The organism is Cytobacillus kochii (assembly GCF_020171845.1).
Taxonomy (GTDB): Bacteria; Bacillota; Bacilli; order Bacillales; family Cytobacillaceae; genus Cytobacillus; species Cytobacillus kochii.
In genome coordinates this window covers 201,152-220,386 of record NZ_JAIVAM010000012.1, presented here as the reverse complement: position 1 = coordinate 220,386, position 19,235 = coordinate 201,152, and the positions used below count along the sequence as shown (strand labels likewise).

Here is a 19,235-nt window from a genome sequence, read left to right as displayed (position 1 = left end):
ACGATGAGAAAATAAGTCCCATTGGAAAACCAAAAGTTTTTATATATGATCCGAAAGATAGTATAGATAATGAGAGTATAGATGACTTAACATCAGTATTTTAAAATAAAATGACAATTATAAAGGAGGGCTCAATGATTGAAAGAGTTGAAACCACCAACAGATTACTGTTGGTGGTTTTTTTCGTCTCTAATATGAGTAATTACTTCTTCTACTTTACAGCCTAGCTTATTGCAGATGTCATCGATCACTTTTAAAGAAACTGGTTCATCCTTACTTAGTTTTGCTATTGTAGCAGATGATACTCCGATAGCCTCCTGTAAATCTGATTTAGACATTTTCATTCTATGTAACGTAGACATTAATGGCGCATAAGAAATCATTAAACCAACCACCTCATTTTCTATCTATAATTACATTATAAAGAAAATCTTTAAAAAGTTAAAGATATTTTTACAAAAGTGTTGACTTCACCTTTAGAAGATATTATAATTTCTTTAGAAAGTTAAAGAAATTCTTTAAAAAGAGGTGAACTATGAAAATCGAACTAAAAGAAATAAGATTAAGATTCCAAGTTGATAATCATCATGAATACTATCCAGTCGCTTATCTCTTTAATCACGAGATGTGTATTGCTTTTGATGATAAGCAAGTGTATCTGCATAGGGTTCATGAGGTTTTACCAGGTATTTATGAAGAAACACCAGTAACAAAGATAATAGTCCTAGGTGAAATTATGCTTGATGATATCACCTATGAACAATATGCTAAACGGATTATCGCAAAAATGAACAACACATCAATGTATGAATTTTTAACTAAAAGTATATCTACATTGGGATGGATTATGTTGAGGATGATTGGCAGCTTACTAACGTGTAGAGGGGATGGGGAGGTTATCCTGTTCCCTCCTATAAAAGGGGAGATAAATAAAATGGGATTAAAAGAAAAAGAATTATTAGATTATTTAAATTCGTTGGTAGTGGATTTTGAAGAAATGCTGAAGAAGGAAGAGGAAAGTGGGCACCCAAGAGATTTTTCTAGAGGAATGTTGCAAGGTCGAATTGATTCGTATAGACATGTCACAGAGATACTGAATAAAGAAAATCGAGATTATAACTTTTTGTTTCGTAGTAAAAAATAATAACATTTAAAAGGGAGAGATTTACATATGAAAAACTTTATTTTTGGGGATTTAAAAATTACATTAGCTGACCTTTCTGATCAAACTGCTAAGGAGTTACAACAAGAAATTGAAAGAGGTGTTAAATTTAAATTCTCTTTTATTAAGTCTGATGGTGAAGAAATTGAGATGGAAGTTGCTGAGACGATTGTTGAAGATATTAAAGCTTTTGATCCTTGTACCGAGGAAGAGATTTATGAGGATGATTTGGTTTACGAGTAATGCTGCTAATTTTTTAGCAGTTTTTTTGTGTACAAACTCCTATTTAATCTTTTTACTATTGATTATTTATTGAAGTGCATTTATTCTGTATATAGATACTCTAGTAAAAACGGTAGGATTTTGGTAGGTTTTTTATCTGAAATGGTAGGAAAAGAGAGGTTATCTCAAGACTACTAGAGGATAAAGAAAATATCGAAAAACGAAAGAAACGCTGATATATCAACGTTTCTAAGTTCCTATAGTTTCCTCTAGTATCAACAATTTAATAGAATATCCTTCGGGGCAGGGTGAAATTCCCAACCGGCGGTGATGAGGGTAACCTCTTAGTCCGTGACCCGGGCTCAGGAATGAGAACGGTGGATTTGGTGCAATTCCAAAGCCGACAGTATAGTCTGGATGGGAGAAGGATGCGTGTGTGTAAAAACGTTCAAAAACAGTTGATTTTGACGTTTATTTGGCCATGATTACTTTTCCCGTATACGTATTCGTATACGGGTTTATTTATTCATGAGTATTTTAAAAAGGGTGGTGATGATATGGGATAACGATAAGTGTGAGTCCAACTCTTTTTGTAATTTTCAACAAACTCTCCCGATACCGCGTATTTGCCCCGAGCGGAAAATTCCAACTTTTACTTAAACGAATAAATCTTATGCAGAGAGGTTGATCATTCTGTTTACAGGTATTATCGAAGAAATCGGTACTGTACAAAGAACGATTCATCGTGGATCTACTATCCAATTAGTGTTCAATGCTACAAAGATTATGGATGATATCCATATCGGTGATAGCATCGCTGTAAACGGTGTTTGTTTAACAGTGACCGAATTCCAACAAAGAAGTTTTACAGCAGATGTGATGCCAGAAACTTTTCATGCAACATCGCTTTCCTCTTTAAAAGTAGGAAGCAATGTGAATTTAGAAAGGGCGATGTTAGCAGGTGGAAGATTTGGCGGCCATTATGTAAGTGGTCATGTGGATGAAACGAGAAAAATTCTAAAAAAACAAAGACAAGAAAATGCGATTTATCTTTCAATTTCACTATCCGAGCAGTATCAGCATTTAATTCTACCTAAAGGATCTGTTGCTATTGATGGCACTTCATTAACAGTGATGGAGGTAGGGGATGGTTATTTTACGATTGCGTTAATTCCTCATACAGCTGAAGAAACGGTGATTAGTGAAAAAAAGCCAAATGATACTGTCAATATCGAATATGATTTATTTGCTAAATATGTATTTGCCTTTTCAGACACATCGAAACGTGAAAGAAATTTCGAACAGTTATTAGAAAATAATGGATTCTTAAGTTAGGAGGGAATATATGAGTCACTCAATTGAAGAAGCGATTGCTGACTTGAAAATGGGAAAAGTGATTATCGTTAGTGATGATGAGAATCGTGAGAATGAGGGCGATTTTATCGCTGTTGCCGAGTATGCTTCAGCTGAAACAATCAATTTTATGGCGACAGTGGGAAGAGGGCTTATTTGCGTACCGATTGAGCAGTCAATCGCCAAAAAATTAGACTTGCATCCGATGGTAACTAATAATACAGACAGCCATCAAACTGCTTTTACAGTAAGTATTGATTATAAAGAGACAACGACTGGTATAAGCGCATTTGAACGGTTTTTAACCGTAGAAAAAATGTTAGACGACAAAACACAAGCATCAGATTTTAATCGTCCAGGTCATATTTTCCCCCTTATAGCGAAGGATGGTGGCGTCCTTGAGCGTTCAGGCCATACGGAAGCGGCGGTAGATTTAGCGAAATTGGCTGAGGCAAGTCCGGTCGGGATTATATGCGAGATTATGAAAGAAAATGGTGAAATGGCTAGAGTAGCAGAGTTAGAGAAAGTAGCAGAAAAATATGATTTGAAGATGATTACGATTGAACAATTAATATCTTATAAGCAATCACAATTATTATTAAACTAATCTAATTTAGGAGTGAAGTAGAATGAATACAATACTAGAAGGACATTTAATTGGAACGGGAATGAAAGTAGCCGTTGTTGTATCACGGTTCAATGAGTTTATTACAAAAAAATTATTAGATGGTGCATTAGATAGCTTCAAGCGTCACGATGTGGCTGAAGAGGATATTACGGTAGCGTGGGTACCAGGTGCATTTGAAATTCCCTTAGCGGCGAAAAAACTTGCGGAAAGTGGCAAATACGATGCGGTTGTTGCCCTTGGAACAGTCATTAGAGGGGCAACACCACATTTTGATTATGTGAATGCAGAGGTAGCCAAAGGAGTGGCAGCGACTTCATTACAAACTGGGATTCCAGTAATTTTTGGTGTGTTAACAACTGATTCTATTGAACAAGCGGTTGAGAGAGCGGGTACAAAAGCAGGTAACAAAGGCTGGGATGCAGCTGTTAATGCGATTGAAATGAGTAATTTTAATAAACATTTTCGTTAAAAATTAATTTTCTTTGCTCCCTCTTTCTTTTTCTCGTTATAATAATATTACGTTTATATTCACATGAACAATGGTAAAAACATGTATAGAAGATAAATGAAGAGCCTAAAAGAGAAAGAGGGTTTATGATGAAATTAGAATTAATTAAATGTCACGGTTCGGGAAATGACTTTTTTATTATTGATGAAATGGAGCAGTCCTTTGGCTGGAGTGATGAAGAACGAGCGAATTTAACGATTAGTCTTTGTAATCGTGGCAGTGAGCTCGGTGCGGATGGGATTTTATTTATATTAGCCAGTGAAGTTGCTGATGCAAAAATGCGCGTATTTAATGCAGATGGTTCAGAAGCTTCCATGTGTGGTAACGGTCTTCGTTGTGTCGCGAGGTATGTTTGTGAGAAATTGAAAATCAAAGAGGCGACAATTGATACGATGAAAGTAACCCTTCATGTTAGTAAAGAAAGCGATATTTATAAAGATATCCCTACTTACAAGGTAGAAATTTCACCAGTATCATTTGATGTTGCTACTTTACCACTTCACATCAATCAGCACCAATTAGTCAATGAAAAGATGGAAGACCTTTCAGAAGATATCGCTTTTACTGCTCTTTCTGTACCTAATCCCCATCTTGTTGCTATTGTCGAAAAAGAACAGATGCAATCAGATATTCAAGAAGAAATAAGTTTGTATGTCAACGGAGAAAATGATTACTTTCCTGATGGTGTAAATGTGAGTTTCGTCAAACCTCTTCCAGAAGGTGGGATTTTTGTTCGTACGTATGAAAGAGGTGTGGGCTTTACGAATGCATGTGGGACAGCGATGTCGGCTTCAAGTTTAGTCACATGTCTGCAAAGGATCAATACCTATGAGCAGCCGATTGAAGTTTATAACAACGGTGGTAAGGTCCGTTGCGTTGTTCATAAGCAAAATGATACCTTTACAATCGACCTTATTGGTAATGCCAGCTTTGTCTATCAATGTACAATTGAAGTAGATATAAATCATCCAGGGACATTTACCGTCGATAATAGCGAAGAATATATTGAAGAAATGATGCAATATGCGAAGTTGCAACAAGAGGCTTCTGCCTTTTTAACTAAGCAATTAAATGCTTAAGAAATGTTTAAGAAAGAAAATGGGTTTTGGACCGAAACGACACTTATGAGTAAATAGTGTTGGTTCGGTTTTTTGTTTTTTTCATCTGAATAACGCGTAGAAATTGCATTAGCAGGTCGTTTCATAGTGTTTTCGCTCCTTGATGTCGTGCAAACTGAATGAGCAAAACGTTCAAATCAGTTTACTTTTTGAGTGATATGCAAACGGAGAAGGCAATCGTTTAAATGCGTTTTGGATTGGATAACGTGCATATCACATTTGCTTAGCTTTCACTTCCGTCACAAAAAAATCGCATAGGCTAAAGTTTCGTTTGTGTATAGTCTATTCTTTTAATGAATCTATAATTTTTGCAATCGTGTCATTTTTTGTTTCGAAAAAAGTTGCCATTGGACAGCAATCAGTTAAACGATACTTGCGGATGTTGTCTAGTGAAAAATTCTCCCGCTGCAGTTGTTTATTTACTTCATCCCAATAGAGAGGGGCTGCTACTATCGCACCTTCTCTGCCTCTAGGAGAGTAAGGAGCAATCATCGTTTTTCCTTCTGCATGTTGTATATAATCGATATATAACTTTTTCCCGCGATTCTTTTTCATTCTTTCTGTCGTAAATAAATCTGGGTTTTTCTCAACTAAATAGGATGCTATGAACGAAGTAAACAGTCGGGTATCTTCATAAGAAAAATGATGATGCATAATTGGGATATGTACTTGTATACCCTTACCTCCAGTTAATTTTGGAAATCCGATAATATTTAATTCTTCGAAAATCTTACTTAGTTTCTGTGCAGCATCAACAGCTAGTAGAAAGTGTGTTTCATCTGGTGGGTCAAGGTCGAACACAATATCTACCGGATGGTCGCTGCCAATTGTTTCAAAAGGGGTATGATACTCTAGTGCTAATTGATTACCTAGCCAAACAAGGGTAGATAAATCATTACAAAGGATATAGTCGATTTCGTCTTTTGTAAAAGAATTCACAAATGACGGTGCATAATCAGGTTTATTCTTCTGATAGAAAAATTCTTTCCCGATATAGCCATGTGGATAGCGAATGGTTGTTAACAATCTATTCTTCACAAACGGTAACAACCGTGGAGCGACGGAAACAAGATAAGCAATGAGCTGCTCTTTATTGATCTTTGGGTTGTCCCATAACGGTTTCTCTGGGTGGGTCACTTCTATAGAAGAATCGATATTTGCATTTTCTATCAATAATCTCTCCCAAGTACATGTTTCCCATTGCTCATTCGGTAAGAATTGCATAAATTGAGGGAGAATCAAGGTATCCTCAATTATGTCGCGAAAGCAAAGTTGAATACAAATGCTTGGGGAGATGCTGTATTTTACTTGATTTACTTTTTTTCCATTCTTTTGAATCAAGCTGACTAAAATAGCCAATTCTTGTTCATTTAGACCTTCGGAAAATTCGCCCATTGCCTTTACTTTATTTTGATATACGATACTATATTCAAACTGATTAGTTGTATTATTCCAGCCAGTAATAAAGAAACGACCTTTTTTCCTCATATGACCTTCAACCATCCTTTTTCTACATTTTGGTTTACATTCATAAAACCTATTACACATGGTCATAGTATGGTTAGATTAAAAAAAGACATACAAGTGAGGATCGATCCAATGAAGCCAATTATTCCTTTTGAACCAAAAATGACAAATGAAATTCCAAATGGCGATCAATGGATAGCGCAAGTAAAGTGGGATGGTACAAGGATATTGACTTATTATGAAAAAGAGAATTTAAGGATGTTTAATCGAAAAGGAAATGAGCGCACCATCCAATATCCGGAATTACATCAATTACCCTCATTAATTAAGGGGAATTCCTTCATTTTAGATGGAGAGGTAATCGCTTTTCAAGACGGTGTTCCCTCTTTTTATGATGTGATGAGAAGAGATCGGAGGAAGAATACGGTAACAATCAATCATTTACAGACAGAAATTCCTATTACTTATATGATATTTGACCTCTTATATTTTAACGGTAAATGGCTAATTGAAACCCCATTATATAGACGTCAGGAGATGTTAATGGAAATCATCCAGCCAACAAATGAGATTCAAATCGTCCAAAGTTTTAGAGACTGTCAATCATTATATGATGCTGTCATAGAGCAAGGATTAGAGGGCATTGTTTGTAAGGATTTATATAGTGCTTATCTATTAGGAGGAAAAGATGAACGCTGGTTAAAAAAGAAAAAAGAACAGGACCTTATTGCTGTTGTTGGAGGGGTAACTTATAATGGAGCACTTATTCGTTCAATTGATTTAGGTATATATAATGAAAAGGGTGAGCTGATTTATATCGGTAGTGCAGGCTCGAGCAAGCTTACTTTAAAGGATTGGCGTGAAGTGACTGAAGTGACTAACCAAATTCTTCAGGGAGAAAGTCCGTTTCATAATTATAGCGGATTATTGAAAAATCATGAGTGGCTATCTCCGATTTTAAAAGTGAAGGTTACATTCTTAGAGTGGACAAAAGATCATACAATGAGGCAACCAGTTATTCAGTCTTTTGTTTTTTAAATCGTTTTCGGATAGGTTTTTGCCTACAGCAAATTTAGGTGTTTTACATAGTTTATAAGGAGTATATAAAGAGAACGACAGAGGAGGTTATAGGGTGAATCAACACTTTTACCCGGTATATACACAGACTCACTTATATAGAAGGCCTTATGGTGGTCGTCCTGGTTTTGGGGGAGGTCCCGGTTTTGGCGGTCCCGGCTTTGGGAGACCTGGTTTTGGTTTTGGTGGTCCATTTTTAGGTGGTGTAGCGGCAGGTTTATTAGGTGGCGCATTATTAGCACCTCTGGTGTACCCGCCTTATCCACCATATCCTGTATATCCACCATACCCACCTTATCCGGTTTATTAAAAAAATGGCTCAGATTTCACAAACACCACAGATTTAGCTGTGGTGTTTATTGTTTTTAATGCTTGTTTTTTTGTAAAGACAGTGTTAGATGAAGAGATATAAAAGAGATGTAGCTAATCTTACCAACATTGTACGTGTATATGAATAATCCTCAGAGAAAAAATACAATTAATAAGAATGGAGGAGGTTTTCTGATGCACACAATGTGGAAAGGAAGCATTAGTTTCGGTTTAGTCAATATCCCGATCAAATTGCATGCGGCAACTGAAGATAAAGATATTAAATTGCGTAATTTGCATAGTAAGTGTCATTCGCCTATTAAGTATGAGAAAGTTTGTCCTGTATGTGATGAACCTGTTGAACAAAGTGATATAGTGAAAGCATATGAGTACACGAAAGGGAAATTTATCGTACTTGATGAAGAGGAATTACAAGCGTTAAAAAAAGAAAATGAAGATAAAGCAGTGGAGATTTTAGATTTTGTCAAAATCAATGAAGTAGATCCGATATATTTTTCTCGATCTTATTATATATCTCCAGGAGATAGTGGATCGAAAGCTTATGCCTTGTTAAGGGAAGCTTTGAAGGAGTCTGAAAAAGTAGGGATAGCGAAAATCATCATTCGCGCAAAAGAACAGCTAGCCCTTCTAAGAGTTTTTCACAATACTTTAGTAATGGAAACCATCCATTTTCCTGATGAGGTGAGAAATTTTGCAGATGTGCCTAATATTCCTGCAGAAGAAAAAATAGCCAAAAAAGAATTAGACACCGCATTGTTATTGATAGACCAACTAACGACAACATTTGAACCTGAGAAATATACAGATGAATATCGCCAAGCACTTTTAGAACTGATTGAAACAAAGAAAAATGGGGAAGAGGTAGTAATAACAAATCAACAGCAACCAAAGACATCCAATGTTACTGATCTTATGGCTGCATTGCAAGCATCCATCGATCAAACAAAACCAACACAACCGAAAAAAGAAAAAACGACGACGAAGTCAAAGAAGAAAAAATCAACGAGTGCTACAAAGACAAAGAAGGAAGCATAGTTTTGTTTATTCAATTGGAGAAGTCTAGACTTCTCCAACTTCCTAAAAAATATAAAGGAATGGGCAATGAAAAAATCAACCTTATACATAACGACAAACATCATACTATTCATTCTATTTTTAGGTATGTTTTTGTTTATCGTTTTCGATTACACAAACAATGATCTTGCTTGGTTTGATATGGAGGTCATTCATATTGTCCAGCAAAATGTAACTCCTGCATTAACCACATTTATCGATCGTTTTACTTTCCTAGGTTCTGTGCTGTGGTTTGTCATAGCCACAGTTGTTGTAATAGTCCTTCTTGTCTTAAAAAAGAAGTATGCATTAGCTATTTATATTTGTTTGACATCGGGAGTAGGGGCTCTTTTAAATTGGACTCTTAAGCACTATTTTAAAAGGGAAAGGCCAGATATCCTTCCATTAATTGAAGAAACTGGCTATGCCTTTCCAAGTGGACATTCAATGGGCTCGTTTATATTCTACGGATCGCTTGCTTTTGTCATCATTCATGTAGCTAAAAAGACAAGTATGAAATGGGCTGTAGCAATCATCATGGGGTTACTGATTTTGTCGATTGGGTTAAGTAGGATATATTTAGGTGTCCATTACCCTAGTGACGTAGCGGCTGGTTTTTTGGTCGGAGCGATTTGGTTAATGCTTTCAATTATGGTTTTTCATATGTATGAACATATATTTAATAAATAAAAGGAGAGGAAAAGGTTGGAAAAATATATTCTTTCATTAGATCAAGGAACAACGAGCTCTCGAGCAATTTTATTCAATCATGAAGGGGAACCAGTACATAGTGCGCAAAAAGAGATTAAACAGTATTTTCCGAAACCTGGATGGGTGGAACATAATGCGAATGAAATTTGGGGAAGTGTACTGTCAGTGATTGCTAGTGTTTTATCAGAGGCAAATGTTACTCCCATTCAAATTGCCGGTATAGGTATTACGAACCAACGAGAAACAACAGTTTTATGGGACAAAGAATCAGGAGACCCCATCTACCATGCCATTGTTTGGCAATCTAGACAAACGAACGACATCTGTAAAGAGCTTAAGAAAGACGGATTGGAAGATAAGGTGCGTCAAAAGACTGGTCTATTAATTGACCCTTACTTTTCTGGAACAAAGGTGAAGTGGATCCTAGATCATGTGGAAGGTGCACGTGAAAAGGTGAAAAAAGGGGAAGTATTATTTGGGACCATTGATACATGGCTTATATGGAAATTATCCGGTGGTAAAGCTCATGTCACGGACTATACAAATGCGGCAAGAACTCTAATGTTTAATATTTTTGACCTGAAATGGGATGAAGAACTGTTAGATTTATTTGGGGCAAACCATTCTATGATGCCTGAAGTGAAAAGTTCTTCAGAGATATATGCAGAAACGGCTCCTTATCATTTTTTCGGTCAGTCAGTTCCTATAGCCGGCGCAGCAGGTGATCAACAAGCTGCCTTATTTGGTCAAGCATGTTTTACTGAAGGCATGGCAAAAAATACGTACGGTACGGGCTGTTTTATGCTCATGAATACAGGTGAAAAAGCAGTACATTCAGATAATGGTCTCTTAACAACGATAGCATGGGGGATAGATGGTAAAATCACCTATGCGCTTGAGGGGAGTATTTTCGTAGCCGGTTCTGCTCTTGGATGGTTACGAGATGGTTTGAGGATGTTAAAGCATGCGGAGGATAGTGAAGATTACGCAACAAAAGTACAATCAACAGAAGGTGTGTATATGGTACCTGCATTTGTTGGTTTAGGTACACCTTACTGGGATAGTGAGGTAAGGGGAGCTATTTTTGGATTAACTCGTGGAACGGAAAAGGAACATTTTATAAGAGCCACTTTGGAGTCACTTGCCTATCAAACGAAGGATGTATTACAAGCGATGATTGAGGATTCGGGGATTGATATCACTTCTTTACGGACGGACGGCGGTGCAGCAAAAAATAACTTTCTCATGCAATTCCAAGCAGATTTACTGGATACAGTTGTTGAACGGGCAAAGATTAATGAAACGACAGCTTTAGGAGCAGCATATTTAGCAGGCTTGGCTGTTGGTTTTTGGGAAAACAAAAAGCAACTTACCAAGAAGTGGGATCTAGATAAAGAATTTCAACCAGAAATGGATGAAAAAGAAAGAGATAAACTGTATCAAGGCTGGCAAACAGCAATCAACGCAACAATGGCATTTAAGTAAGGTACTTCACCATTTGAAAAAACAGGAGGGTACGAAAATGAAATTTTCTGTGAAAAATCGTTCTACTACCATTCAGCATTTAACTAACAATGAGTATGATCTCGTTGTTATCGGTGGAGGTATTACAGGAGCTGGAATTGCCCTTGATGCTGTGACAAGAGGGATGAAAGTAGCTTTAATTGAAATGCAGGACTTTGCTGCAGGAACGTCAAGTCGCTCAACTAAACTTGTGCATGGTGGTCTACGTTATTTAAAACAATTAGAATTTCATGTCGTTTCTGAAGTAGGAAAAGAACGGGCGATTGTGTATGAAAACGGCCCTCATATTACAAAACCAGAATGGATGGTCTTACCTTTTTATCAAAAAGGAACTTTCGGGAAGTTCACAACATCAATTGGGTTGAAGGTCTATGATTTCCTTGCGGGAGTTAAAAGAGATGAAAGAAGAGAAATGTTAAATAAAGAAGAGGTGCTAATAAAAGAACCATTATTGAAAGAAGAAGGTTTACTTGGTGGTGGTCATTATGTGGAATACCGGACTGATGATGCACGGTTAACTATTGAAGTGATGAAAGAAGCCGCTCATCGAGGAGCTGATGTGATTAATTATGCTAAAGTAACTGATTTTGTTTATAGGGATGGAACGATTATTGGTGTTGAGGTGCAACACCAACTAAGTAATGAGTCTTTTCAAGTTTTCGGAAAAAAATGCGTGAATGCAACAGGTCCTTGGGTGGAACAGCTTTTAGATAAAGATGGGCAAATGAAAAATAAATCTTTAAAACTAACAAAAGGTGTTCATATTGTCATCGATCATTCTATTTTCCCATTAGAGCAAGCTATTTACTTTGACAGTGAAGATGGTCGAATGATTTTTGCCATTCCACGGGAAGGGAAAACTTATGTTGGAACGACCGATACCTTTTATAAAGGTGATCCTGTGCAACCTTCGATAACAGATGAAGATAGGCAATATTTGCTGAACGCAATTAAAGGGGTTTTTCCAAATGTGAAGGTGACAGAAGCAGATATCGAATCTAGTTGGTCAGGTGTGCGTCCACTTATTCATGAAGAAGGAAAGTCACCGTCAGAAATTTCGAGAAAAGATGAAATCTGGGTGTCAGAGCACGGTTTAATTACGATTGCTGGTGGTAAATTAACAGGTTACCGAAAAATGGCCGAGACAATTGTAGACAAAGTTTCGTTTATGTTAAAAGAAGAATATCAACTATTGTTTTCAAAAAGTATGACAAAACATCTACCGTTGTCAGGTGGAAGAGTAGGTGGAGCGAAATATTTCCCTACTTTTATCGAATCAAAGAAACAGGATGGGATAAAAGCTGGATTAAATGGAGAAGAGTCTCTTTATCTCTTAAGGCGTTATGGTTCAAATGCGCCGGTTTTATTCTCTTTGGTTAAGCAATATCATAAAGGAGAGCATCTAATCCCACGAGTCTTATGGTTGGAGCTAAAATATGCACTTGATTATGAAATGGCTGTTTCGCCTGTAGACTTTTTTTTCCGCCGGACAGGCGCATTGTTGTTTAACATTAAGTGTGTGTTCACATATAAAAAGGCTATCATTGAGATCATGGCAGATGAGCTTGACTGGACAGTTGAACAAACACAATCATATACGAACGAACTAAATGAAGTGATTGACTGGGCGACAAACAACGGGTAAAAAAAATCGTGGGTGGCGACGGGATATAGTGAGTCTCTCTCATATCCTGTCGTAAAAAACCAATGAATTTGACATGTATCTACCAAAGTACTATAATAGATTGTGGTATTTGAGATAGAAAGATAGTCGGTAGTCATACGGCTTTTCTTGATGTGAAAGTTACTCTTTAGAGTAAAGTTCGCTAAGCAAGGTTTATAATTAAGAACTATTTTGTGGACAACTTCATAAGTAAGTTGAAATTCTTCTTAAATCATCTTCTATTTACCCATAAATGAACTTTATATGGTTACTTCAATAATTAAACCCCAATATACAATTCAACAAAGAGTTACTTTTCTCAAGAACAAATGAAGATTTAACCTGATTCTCACTGGCGCAGCTTCGGGGTTGCAAGGATGGAAGAGAGGTAGGGCTTTCGTTGTTTTAGGTAAAGAACTTATTGAAATTTAATAATCTCAAATATAACCAGCGAACCGTCATTGAAGCGGTTCGCTTTTTGATTTATTCCTTATAATAGAGATAACGTCGTATAGCGTTGATTAAGATATATTCCCCATCCTTTATGTGGTTCTCAGCATTACTTTTGATTCTCAACAAAAATTATGCAATAATCAACCAATAATCAAATGTAGAGTAATAAAATAGCCTATGACGTAAATTCAAAAAGGCGAACAATAAGCGCGATTTTTATTGAAACATATGTGTTTTCTGTTATAATAAAAAGGAAGCTGAAGAAATCGCAGTAACTGACGACATTGCGGAAATAACCGCTGGGGAGCTGCGTCTATGTTTAGCCGGTCGTCTGGGCAGAGGTGAGTTTTCCTTATCTCTTTTTATTTCGGAGGGAATGGACATGGAAGAAAAAACGATACTAGACGGACAAAAAGTTTCGAAAGATGTAAAAGAAAACTTAAAAGAAAGAGTATTAAAATTATCGGCACAAGGAGTAACGCCTTGCTTAGCTACTATTTTAGTGGGAGATGATCCATCTTCTGCTACGTATGTACGCATGAAAGGCAACGCCTGTGAAAAACTGGGTATTCTATCAAAGAGAATACATCTAGATGCAAGTATTTCTACTGAAACACTCATAGAAACGATTCAGGATTTGAATAATGATAAAAATGTACATGGTATCCTATTGCAACATCCAGTACCTGCACATATAGATGAAAGAAAAGCATTTGAAGCGATTGACATCGAAAAGGATGTGGATGGTGTCACCAGTCTGGGGTATGGTCAAACAGCACTTGGTTTTGGTGTTTATCCATCTTGTACACCTGCTGCTATTATGGAAATTATTGATTATTATGACATTCCTGTTGAAGGGAAAAATGCAGTTGTGGTTGGAAGAAGTCCTATTTTAGGGAAGCCTGTTTCTGCATTACTACTCAATCGTAATGCAACTGTAACGACTTGTCATTCTAAAACAAAGGATTTAAGTGAACATTTAAGCAAAGCTGATATTGTTGTTGCAGCTGTTGGGAAACCTAATTTTATTCAAGGAAGCTGGCTAAAAGAAGGGGCTGTAGTGTTAGACGCGGGATACAACCCAGGAAATATTGGCGATGCTCATTATGATAGCTGTTATGAAAAAGCATCTGCCATTACCCCTGTCCCTGGTGGAGTAGGCCCTGTAACGATATCTATGTTATTAAAACACACTGTAGCTTCAGCAGAGAAAACGGTTCAGTGAGAAATAACTATTGACATTTAGCGACAAAACAATGTATTATAAAATATACGCTGTAAAGTTCGTTATATATTATTTGGATAAGTGGTCGTAACTGCAAGAAATGTAGGCGATTGTACTCTTCATTTCTTGTAGTTACGGCCTTTTTAACTTCATAAGAAAATTAAAGTACGAGGCATTCCACTTTTCTCTATAAGCTTATATAATTATGACTTTTTAGTGATTATTTTTTGGAGGTATTATCATGAATAACGGTAAAGTAAAATGGTTTAACGCAGAAAAAGGTTTTGGTTTCATCGAGTCTCAAGAAGGACAAGACGTATTCGTACATTTCAGTGCGATTCAATCTGAAGGTTTCAAAACTCTTGAAGAAGGTCAAGAAGTTACTTTTGAAATCGTTGATGGCGACCGTGGCCCTCAAGCTGCAAACGTTGTAAAAGCATAATAATGCGGTGATGCATGGCCTTTCATGCATCACCTTTTTATGTGAACTACTCCCCAACCGTTCTTATACCGTTACAATGATTTTACTTTTATTGCTTATAAATTGATAAAAATTAATGGAAACTGGATACACTCATACTATAGATTATTTTGAAGTATGTTTGAAATACAAGGAGGATTTATCTTGGTAAAATTTTCGGATTTTGGTTTAAGTACAGAGCTAGAAAAAGCTCTTTCTAATATGGGTTTTGAAGAGCCAACACCTATTCAAGCACAATCACTACCAATCGCATTAGCTGGTGCGGATATGATTGGTCAAGCTCAAACAGGTACTGGTAAAACAACGGCATTTGGTGTCCCAATGTTAGAGAAAGTAACGAAAGAAGATGGCATTCAAGGTTTGGTTCTTGCCCCAACAAGGGAACTAGCTGTGCAAGTGGCTGAAGAATTAAATCGTATTGGACAAGTGAAAGGAATCAGGACTTTACCGATATATGGTGGTCAAGATATTGGCAGACAAATTCGCGCACTTAAAAATCGCCCGCAAATTATCGCTGCCACACCAGGCCGTTTAATTGATCATATTGAAAGAAGAACCATTCGTCTAAACAATATTAAATCAGTTGTTCTAGATGAAGCGGATGAAATGCTAAATATGGGCTTCATTGAAGATATTGAAAGAATTCTTGGTGAAATTGAGCATGAACGCCAAACGCTTCTTTTCTCAGCAACAATGCCTAGACGTATTCAAACTCTAGCTGAGAAGTTTATGAATGATCCACAAATTGTTCGTGTAAAAGCAAAAGAGTTAACAGTAAAAAATATTGAACAATCTTATATCGAAGTGCATGAAAAACAAAAATTTGATGTGTTATGTAGCTTATTAGATATTCAATCTCCTGAACTTGCGATTGTATTTGGTAGAACGAAAAAACGCGTAGATGAAGTGGTAGAAGGATTAATTAAACGTGGATATTCTGCAGAAGGTATTCATGGTGATATTCCACAAGCAAAACGTGATCAAGTTATTCGTCGTTTCAAAGACCAAACAATCGATATTATGGTAGCAACAGATGTTGCCGCTCGTGGACTAGATATTTCAGGCGTTTCACATGTCTACAACTTTGATATTCCTCAAGATCCTGAAAGCTATGTGCACCGTATTGGACGTACTGGGAGAGCGGGGAATAAAGGTTTAGCTGTTACATTTGTTTCTCCACGAGAAATCGATCACTTGAAAATTATTGAAAATGTAACAAAGACAAAAATGAAGAAAGAACCAGTGCCAACGTTTAAAGATGTTGTTGCAGGTAACCAACGTGTGACGATTAATCGTTTAATGAATACGATTGATAAGAAAGACTACGATGAGTATAAACGTATTGCAGAATCGTTGTTAGAAGATACAGATTCAGTGACAGTATTGGCAGCAGCATTAAAATTATTAACAAAAGATCCAGATGTCACACCTGTAAAAATTACAGCGGTTGAGCCACTTCGTTCGAAAAAACCTAAAAATAGAGATGGGCGTAATCGTAGTCGCTTTGGTGATCGTCCGAGATCTGGTGGAAGAGATCGTAAAGGGGGCGGACGTGACTATAAAGGTCGCGAAAGACGTCGTGTAAAAAATAATAATAAAGGCCGCGATTGATTAAAATAAAGTAAATTGTGGTATATTAGGAAATACAGGAGACTATTCCTGTGAGTTTTCAAATGTTTAGGAGGAAAAGAAAAAATGGCAACAGGTAAAGTAAAATGGTTTAACGCAGAAAAAGGATTTGGCTTCATTGAACAAGAAAGTGGAGATGACGTATTCGTACATTTCTCTGCAATTCAAACTGAAGGCTTTAAAACATTAGATGAAGGACAAGAAGTGTCTTTTGATATAGAAGAGGGGCAACGTGGCCCTCAAGCTGTAAATGTGACAAAGCTATAATACAAATGTTCAATCAAACAAAAAAGATCATTCCATTGAGGAGTGATCTTTTTTCTTTTATTCATGGTTAATAGTACTCCACCGCTGTATTTGATGAGGACTAAATAGAACTCCATTCGGATGACAACGAATGTGAGTACCTATCTATGGTTTTTATTGAAGTGATAATAATCCTGACTGCCACACTCTGTAAATCCGCACTTTTTATAAAGCGTGAGTGCCCGGTTATTCTTAACCTCAACCTCTAAGTGAATGGAATAACGAGCTTCGTATTGTTCAATGATTAGACGCAATACTTCACTTCCTAACCCTTTACCTTGTTCATTGGGATGAATCGCGAACCCGTATATCCATAAATGATGATCCTTTATTTGGAGACGTATCTTACCGACTCTCTGATTACCATCGCAAATGACTAGTAATTGATGATCTTGTCTATGTAAGTTGAAATCACCATTAATCGCTTTAGCATCTTCTTCTGAAAGGTTAAAACATAGTTGATCGAGTCGGTTGCAGAATGTAGAATCTACTAATTCTGCGATTCTGAGATGAATATTTCGTTGCTCTTGTTTTGTCGGTTGACCCCCTTCATAGACCATTTGATATTCTGTGTAAGCATACGGTTGTTTCCATGCAGACATAACGGTCGTACCCGTATGTGATTGACCTGGTATATTAATTAGTACTTCTTGATAGTGGTCAATCATCGGCAAAGCTTCCGTAAATAATGAAGAGAATATTCCTTTTCTACGATAATTAGGATGGACCATACCACATATTTCAAGCTTGGACCCGAATGGATAAAGTGCAACAAAACCGATAAGTTGACCATCAATATAGTGCTTGTACAAAGGTGTTTCGGTTTGGGTATTCTCTATCATATCAAAGTTTAATTTAAGTATGATCTCATCATGTTGTTCACAAATTTTTTGCAACTGATAGATCTCATGTTTATCCATTTTCTTCGCACTCCTTTAAGCTATTATATCTGTAAAAATTAAAATGAAGAAGTTTCTTTTTTATTACGAAGGTAATAATAGGATAATACAGGTGTTTATGCTATCATCATATAGAGAAAGTGAGGGAGATGTATGCAATCATTTAAAGTACAATTCCATAAAGAAGATCAAGTGGATGAAATGAATGTAAACAAACTATCAGAGGAAGATTTTAACCGAATGACAGAAGGTGGAACAAGACACCTGTTTGAATTAGATACGAATATTGGCTTTTTTGTTTACTTTGATGGTCTTAATAAGGATGGACAAGAGTCGTATATGGTTCTTCATTATGAAGGCGAAGAAGAAGAGCCAACCGCTTGTTACAGTTTTTCATTGCCGGATTTTTACCAGTTTGTTGCCTTGCATTTAAATGATTTAGAATTTAACGAAGAAGAGCAAGAGGATGAAGAAGTGTATGGTCCAATACATCACCTTGCCCATTTAATGTATCATATCATTGAAGAAGGTAAAGAAGTAGAGGAATAATCATAAAAAATGCCTAGGGGCTAACCCTAGGCATTTTATGATTTATTCTTCATTTGCATTGAGATGTTGACTACAGAATTTAGTCACTAATATTTCTTCTTCTTCTTCTAATCCAAATTCCAAAATCTCTTCATTATTATTCTCTTGGAAGTGATAATTAAGTATCTTCATTTCGTCTTCACCTTTATAAAATAACACGCGCAAGCGAATACCTTGTTCTAAATATAATTCATCATCTTCATCAACATCAATATCTAAAAAGAATTCGTACCTCTCTCCAGACAGTATACCAGTTGGATCATTGATTTCCTCCACCGTATAACTAGAAATATGCAAATGTCTTCATCCTTTCTTTAAAGCAATCAGCGTCTCTATTATACACTTTTTCCACTATAATTCATACATAAAGGTTGTTTTTTATAGGACAACATGTTAAAGTGGAAGTTTCCTTGTTTTGACAAGGATAAAAAAATGTGCTATACTAATATTTGTTAAGTAAAAAATATCACACACACTTGTTATAAAGGACCATACTGGTTTGGCATAGCGAGTGATTTTTATTTTTTTCGGATGATATGTTCTACCTTTAGGAGGTGCCTGATAATGGCAATGGGATTTGGAAGAAAGAACATGGAAGAAGTGAAGACTGAAGAGATTAAAATTTGGGAATGTTCCTCAGAAACATGTAATGCTTGGGTGAGAGACAACTTTAAAAGTACACCAAAATGCCCAATTTGTGAGAGTGAAATGGTAGCAACAACAAAAGAATTACAAGTAGTCAATAACAATAGTCTTTATAACAAATAATATTCTTCTGTTATTTTTGGCTTCTGTTAAGTCAAGGATAATTGAATGAACAGGATAAGACGAGTGGTTG

General features: G+C 36.4%; 21 protein-coding genes, 1 pseudogene and 2 riboswitches. Of the genes and pseudogenes, 18 read left to right on the top strand and 4 right to left on the bottom strand.

All coding sequences use genetic code 11. The features are described from left to right. Positions 1-164: 164 nt before the first annotated feature. Positions 165-383, bottom strand: a complete 219-nt coding sequence (locus tag LCM23_RS19955; protein WP_224938498.1) for a helix-turn-helix domain-containing protein — start codon at positions 381-383, stop codon at positions 165-167. 152 nt (positions 384-535) lie between these two features. Here LCM23_RS19955 and LCM23_RS19950 point away from each other — a divergent pair, with 152 nt between their 5' ends. From LCM23_RS19950 to dapF, 6 genes and pseudogenes are all read left to right on the top strand, one after another. After that, a complete protein-coding gene (locus tag LCM23_RS19950) occupies positions 536-1,144 on the top strand; it encodes a hypothetical protein (RefSeq protein ID WP_224938497.1) in 609 nt (202 codons plus the stop codon). Between the two features lie 27 nt (positions 1,145-1,171). Continuing rightward, positions 1,172-1,405: a hypothetical protein gene (locus LCM23_RS19945; RefSeq protein WP_224938496.1), complete on the top strand. Its 234-nt coding sequence runs from the start codon at positions 1,172-1,174 to the stop codon at positions 1,403-1,405. Positions 1,406-1,674: 269 nt separating this feature from the next. Further along, positions 1,675-1,817, top strand: a riboswitch (FMN riboswitch). 260 nt (positions 1,818-2,077) lie between these two features. Further along, positions 2,078-2,719 (top strand): riboflavin synthase, encoded by a 642-nt coding sequence (gene ribE / locus LCM23_RS19940; protein ID WP_224938510.1) that lies wholly within the window; start codon positions 2,078-2,080, stop codon positions 2,717-2,719. A 10-nt stretch (positions 2,720-2,729) separates the two neighbouring features. Then, positions 2,730-3,320, top strand: a pseudogene (ribB, locus tag LCM23_RS19935) (3,4-dihydroxy-2-butanone-4-phosphate synthase); the annotation flags it as partial. A 46-nt stretch (positions 3,321-3,366) separates the two neighbouring features. Next, on the top strand, positions 3,367-3,834 hold the full coding sequence (gene ribH, locus LCM23_RS19930; protein WP_224938495.1) for a 6,7-dimethyl-8-ribityllumazine synthase: 468 nt from the start codon (positions 3,367-3,369) through the stop codon (positions 3,832-3,834). 128 nt (positions 3,835-3,962) lie between these two features. Continuing rightward, positions 3,963-4,952, top strand: coding sequence for a diaminopimelate epimerase (gene dapF, locus LCM23_RS19925; RefSeq protein WP_224938494.1), 990 nt, complete (start codon positions 3,963-3,965; stop codon positions 4,950-4,952). Positions 4,953-5,273: 321 nt separating this feature from the next. Here the strand turns inward: dapF and ligD are convergent, their stop codons facing one another. After that, entirely contained in the window at positions 5,274-6,479 is a 1,206-nt protein-coding gene (ligD, locus tag LCM23_RS19920; protein WP_224938493.1) for a non-homologous end-joining DNA ligase, read from the bottom strand. 111 nt (positions 6,480-6,590) lie between these two features. Here ligD and LCM23_RS19915 point away from each other — a divergent pair, with 111 nt between their 5' ends. From LCM23_RS19915 to LCM23_RS19870, 10 genes are all read left to right on the top strand, one after another. Then, positions 6,591-7,496 (top strand): ATP-dependent DNA ligase, encoded by a 906-nt coding sequence (locus tag LCM23_RS19915; RefSeq protein ID WP_224938492.1) that lies wholly within the window; start codon positions 6,591-6,593, stop codon positions 7,494-7,496. Positions 7,497-7,590: 94 nt separating this feature from the next. Continuing rightward, positions 7,591-7,845: a spore coat protein gene (locus LCM23_RS19910; RefSeq protein WP_224938491.1), complete on the top strand. Its 255-nt coding sequence runs from the start codon at positions 7,591-7,593 to the stop codon at positions 7,843-7,845. Positions 7,846-8,039: 194 nt separating this feature from the next. Then, positions 8,040-8,900, top strand: coding sequence for a non-homologous end joining protein Ku (ku, locus tag LCM23_RS19905; RefSeq protein WP_224938490.1), 861 nt, complete (start codon positions 8,040-8,042; stop codon positions 8,898-8,900). A gap of 66 nt (positions 8,901-8,966) precedes the next feature. Beyond that, positions 8,967-9,608, top strand: coding sequence for a phosphatase PAP2 family protein (locus LCM23_RS19900; protein ID WP_095372947.1), 642 nt, complete (start codon positions 8,967-8,969; stop codon positions 9,606-9,608). Positions 9,609-9,623: 15 nt separating this feature from the next. Next, on the top strand, positions 9,624-11,114 hold the full coding sequence (glpK, locus tag LCM23_RS19895; RefSeq protein WP_224938489.1) for a glycerol kinase GlpK: 1,491 nt from the start codon (positions 9,624-9,626) through the stop codon (positions 11,112-11,114). A 37-nt stretch (positions 11,115-11,151) separates the two neighbouring features. Further along, positions 11,152-12,798, top strand: a complete 1,647-nt coding sequence (locus LCM23_RS19890) for a glycerol-3-phosphate dehydrogenase/oxidase (RefSeq protein WP_224938488.1) — start codon at positions 11,152-11,154, stop codon at positions 12,796-12,798. Positions 12,799-13,530: 732 nt separating this feature from the next. Further along, positions 13,531-13,613, top strand: a riboswitch (ZMP/ZTP riboswitch). Positions 13,614-13,651: 38 nt separating this feature from the next. Then, positions 13,652-14,494: a bifunctional 5,10-methylenetetrahydrofolate dehydrogenase/5,10-methenyltetrahydrofolate cyclohydrolase gene (locus LCM23_RS19885; protein WP_224938487.1), complete on the top strand. Its 843-nt coding sequence runs from the start codon at positions 13,652-13,654 to the stop codon at positions 14,492-14,494. Between the two features lie 241 nt (positions 14,495-14,735). Further along, positions 14,736-14,936 (top strand): cold-shock protein, encoded by a 201-nt coding sequence (locus tag LCM23_RS19880; protein WP_095372951.1) that lies wholly within the window; start codon positions 14,736-14,738, stop codon positions 14,934-14,936. Between the two features lie 183 nt (positions 14,937-15,119). Continuing rightward, positions 15,120-16,586: a DEAD/DEAH box helicase gene (locus tag LCM23_RS19875; RefSeq protein ID WP_281202505.1), complete on the top strand. Its 1,467-nt coding sequence runs from the start codon at positions 15,120-15,122 to the stop codon at positions 16,584-16,586. Positions 16,587-16,670: 84 nt separating this feature from the next. Beyond that, complete coding sequence (locus LCM23_RS19870) at positions 16,671-16,871, top strand: cold-shock protein (protein WP_095372953.1); 201 nt, start codon at positions 16,671-16,673, stop codon at positions 16,869-16,871. Between the two features lie 140 nt (positions 16,872-17,011). On the opposite strand, the gene LCM23_RS19865 is transcribed toward LCM23_RS19870, so the two are convergent. After that, positions 17,012-17,830, bottom strand: a complete 819-nt coding sequence (locus LCM23_RS19865; protein ID WP_224938485.1) for a GNAT family N-acetyltransferase — start codon at positions 17,828-17,830, stop codon at positions 17,012-17,014. Positions 17,831-17,962: 132 nt separating this feature from the next. On the opposite strand from LCM23_RS19865, the gene LCM23_RS19860 reads away from it, so the two are divergent. Further along, on the top strand, positions 17,963-18,358 hold the full coding sequence (locus LCM23_RS19860; RefSeq protein ID WP_224938484.1) for a cytosolic protein: 396 nt from the start codon (positions 17,963-17,965) through the stop codon (positions 18,356-18,358). 42 nt (positions 18,359-18,400) lie between these two features. On the opposite strand, the gene LCM23_RS19855 is transcribed toward LCM23_RS19860, so the two are convergent. Beyond that, entirely contained in the window at positions 18,401-18,694 is a 294-nt protein-coding gene (locus tag LCM23_RS19855; protein WP_224938483.1) for a DUF6509 family protein, read from the bottom strand. Positions 18,695-18,961: 267 nt separating this feature from the next. Between LCM23_RS19855 and LCM23_RS19850 the strand changes: the two genes are divergently transcribed. Beyond that, on the top strand, positions 18,962-19,165 hold the full coding sequence (locus tag LCM23_RS19850) for a cold-inducible protein YdjO-related protein (RefSeq protein ID WP_095372957.1): 204 nt from the start codon (positions 18,962-18,964) through the stop codon (positions 19,163-19,165). Positions 19,166-19,235 lie beyond the last annotated feature (70 nt).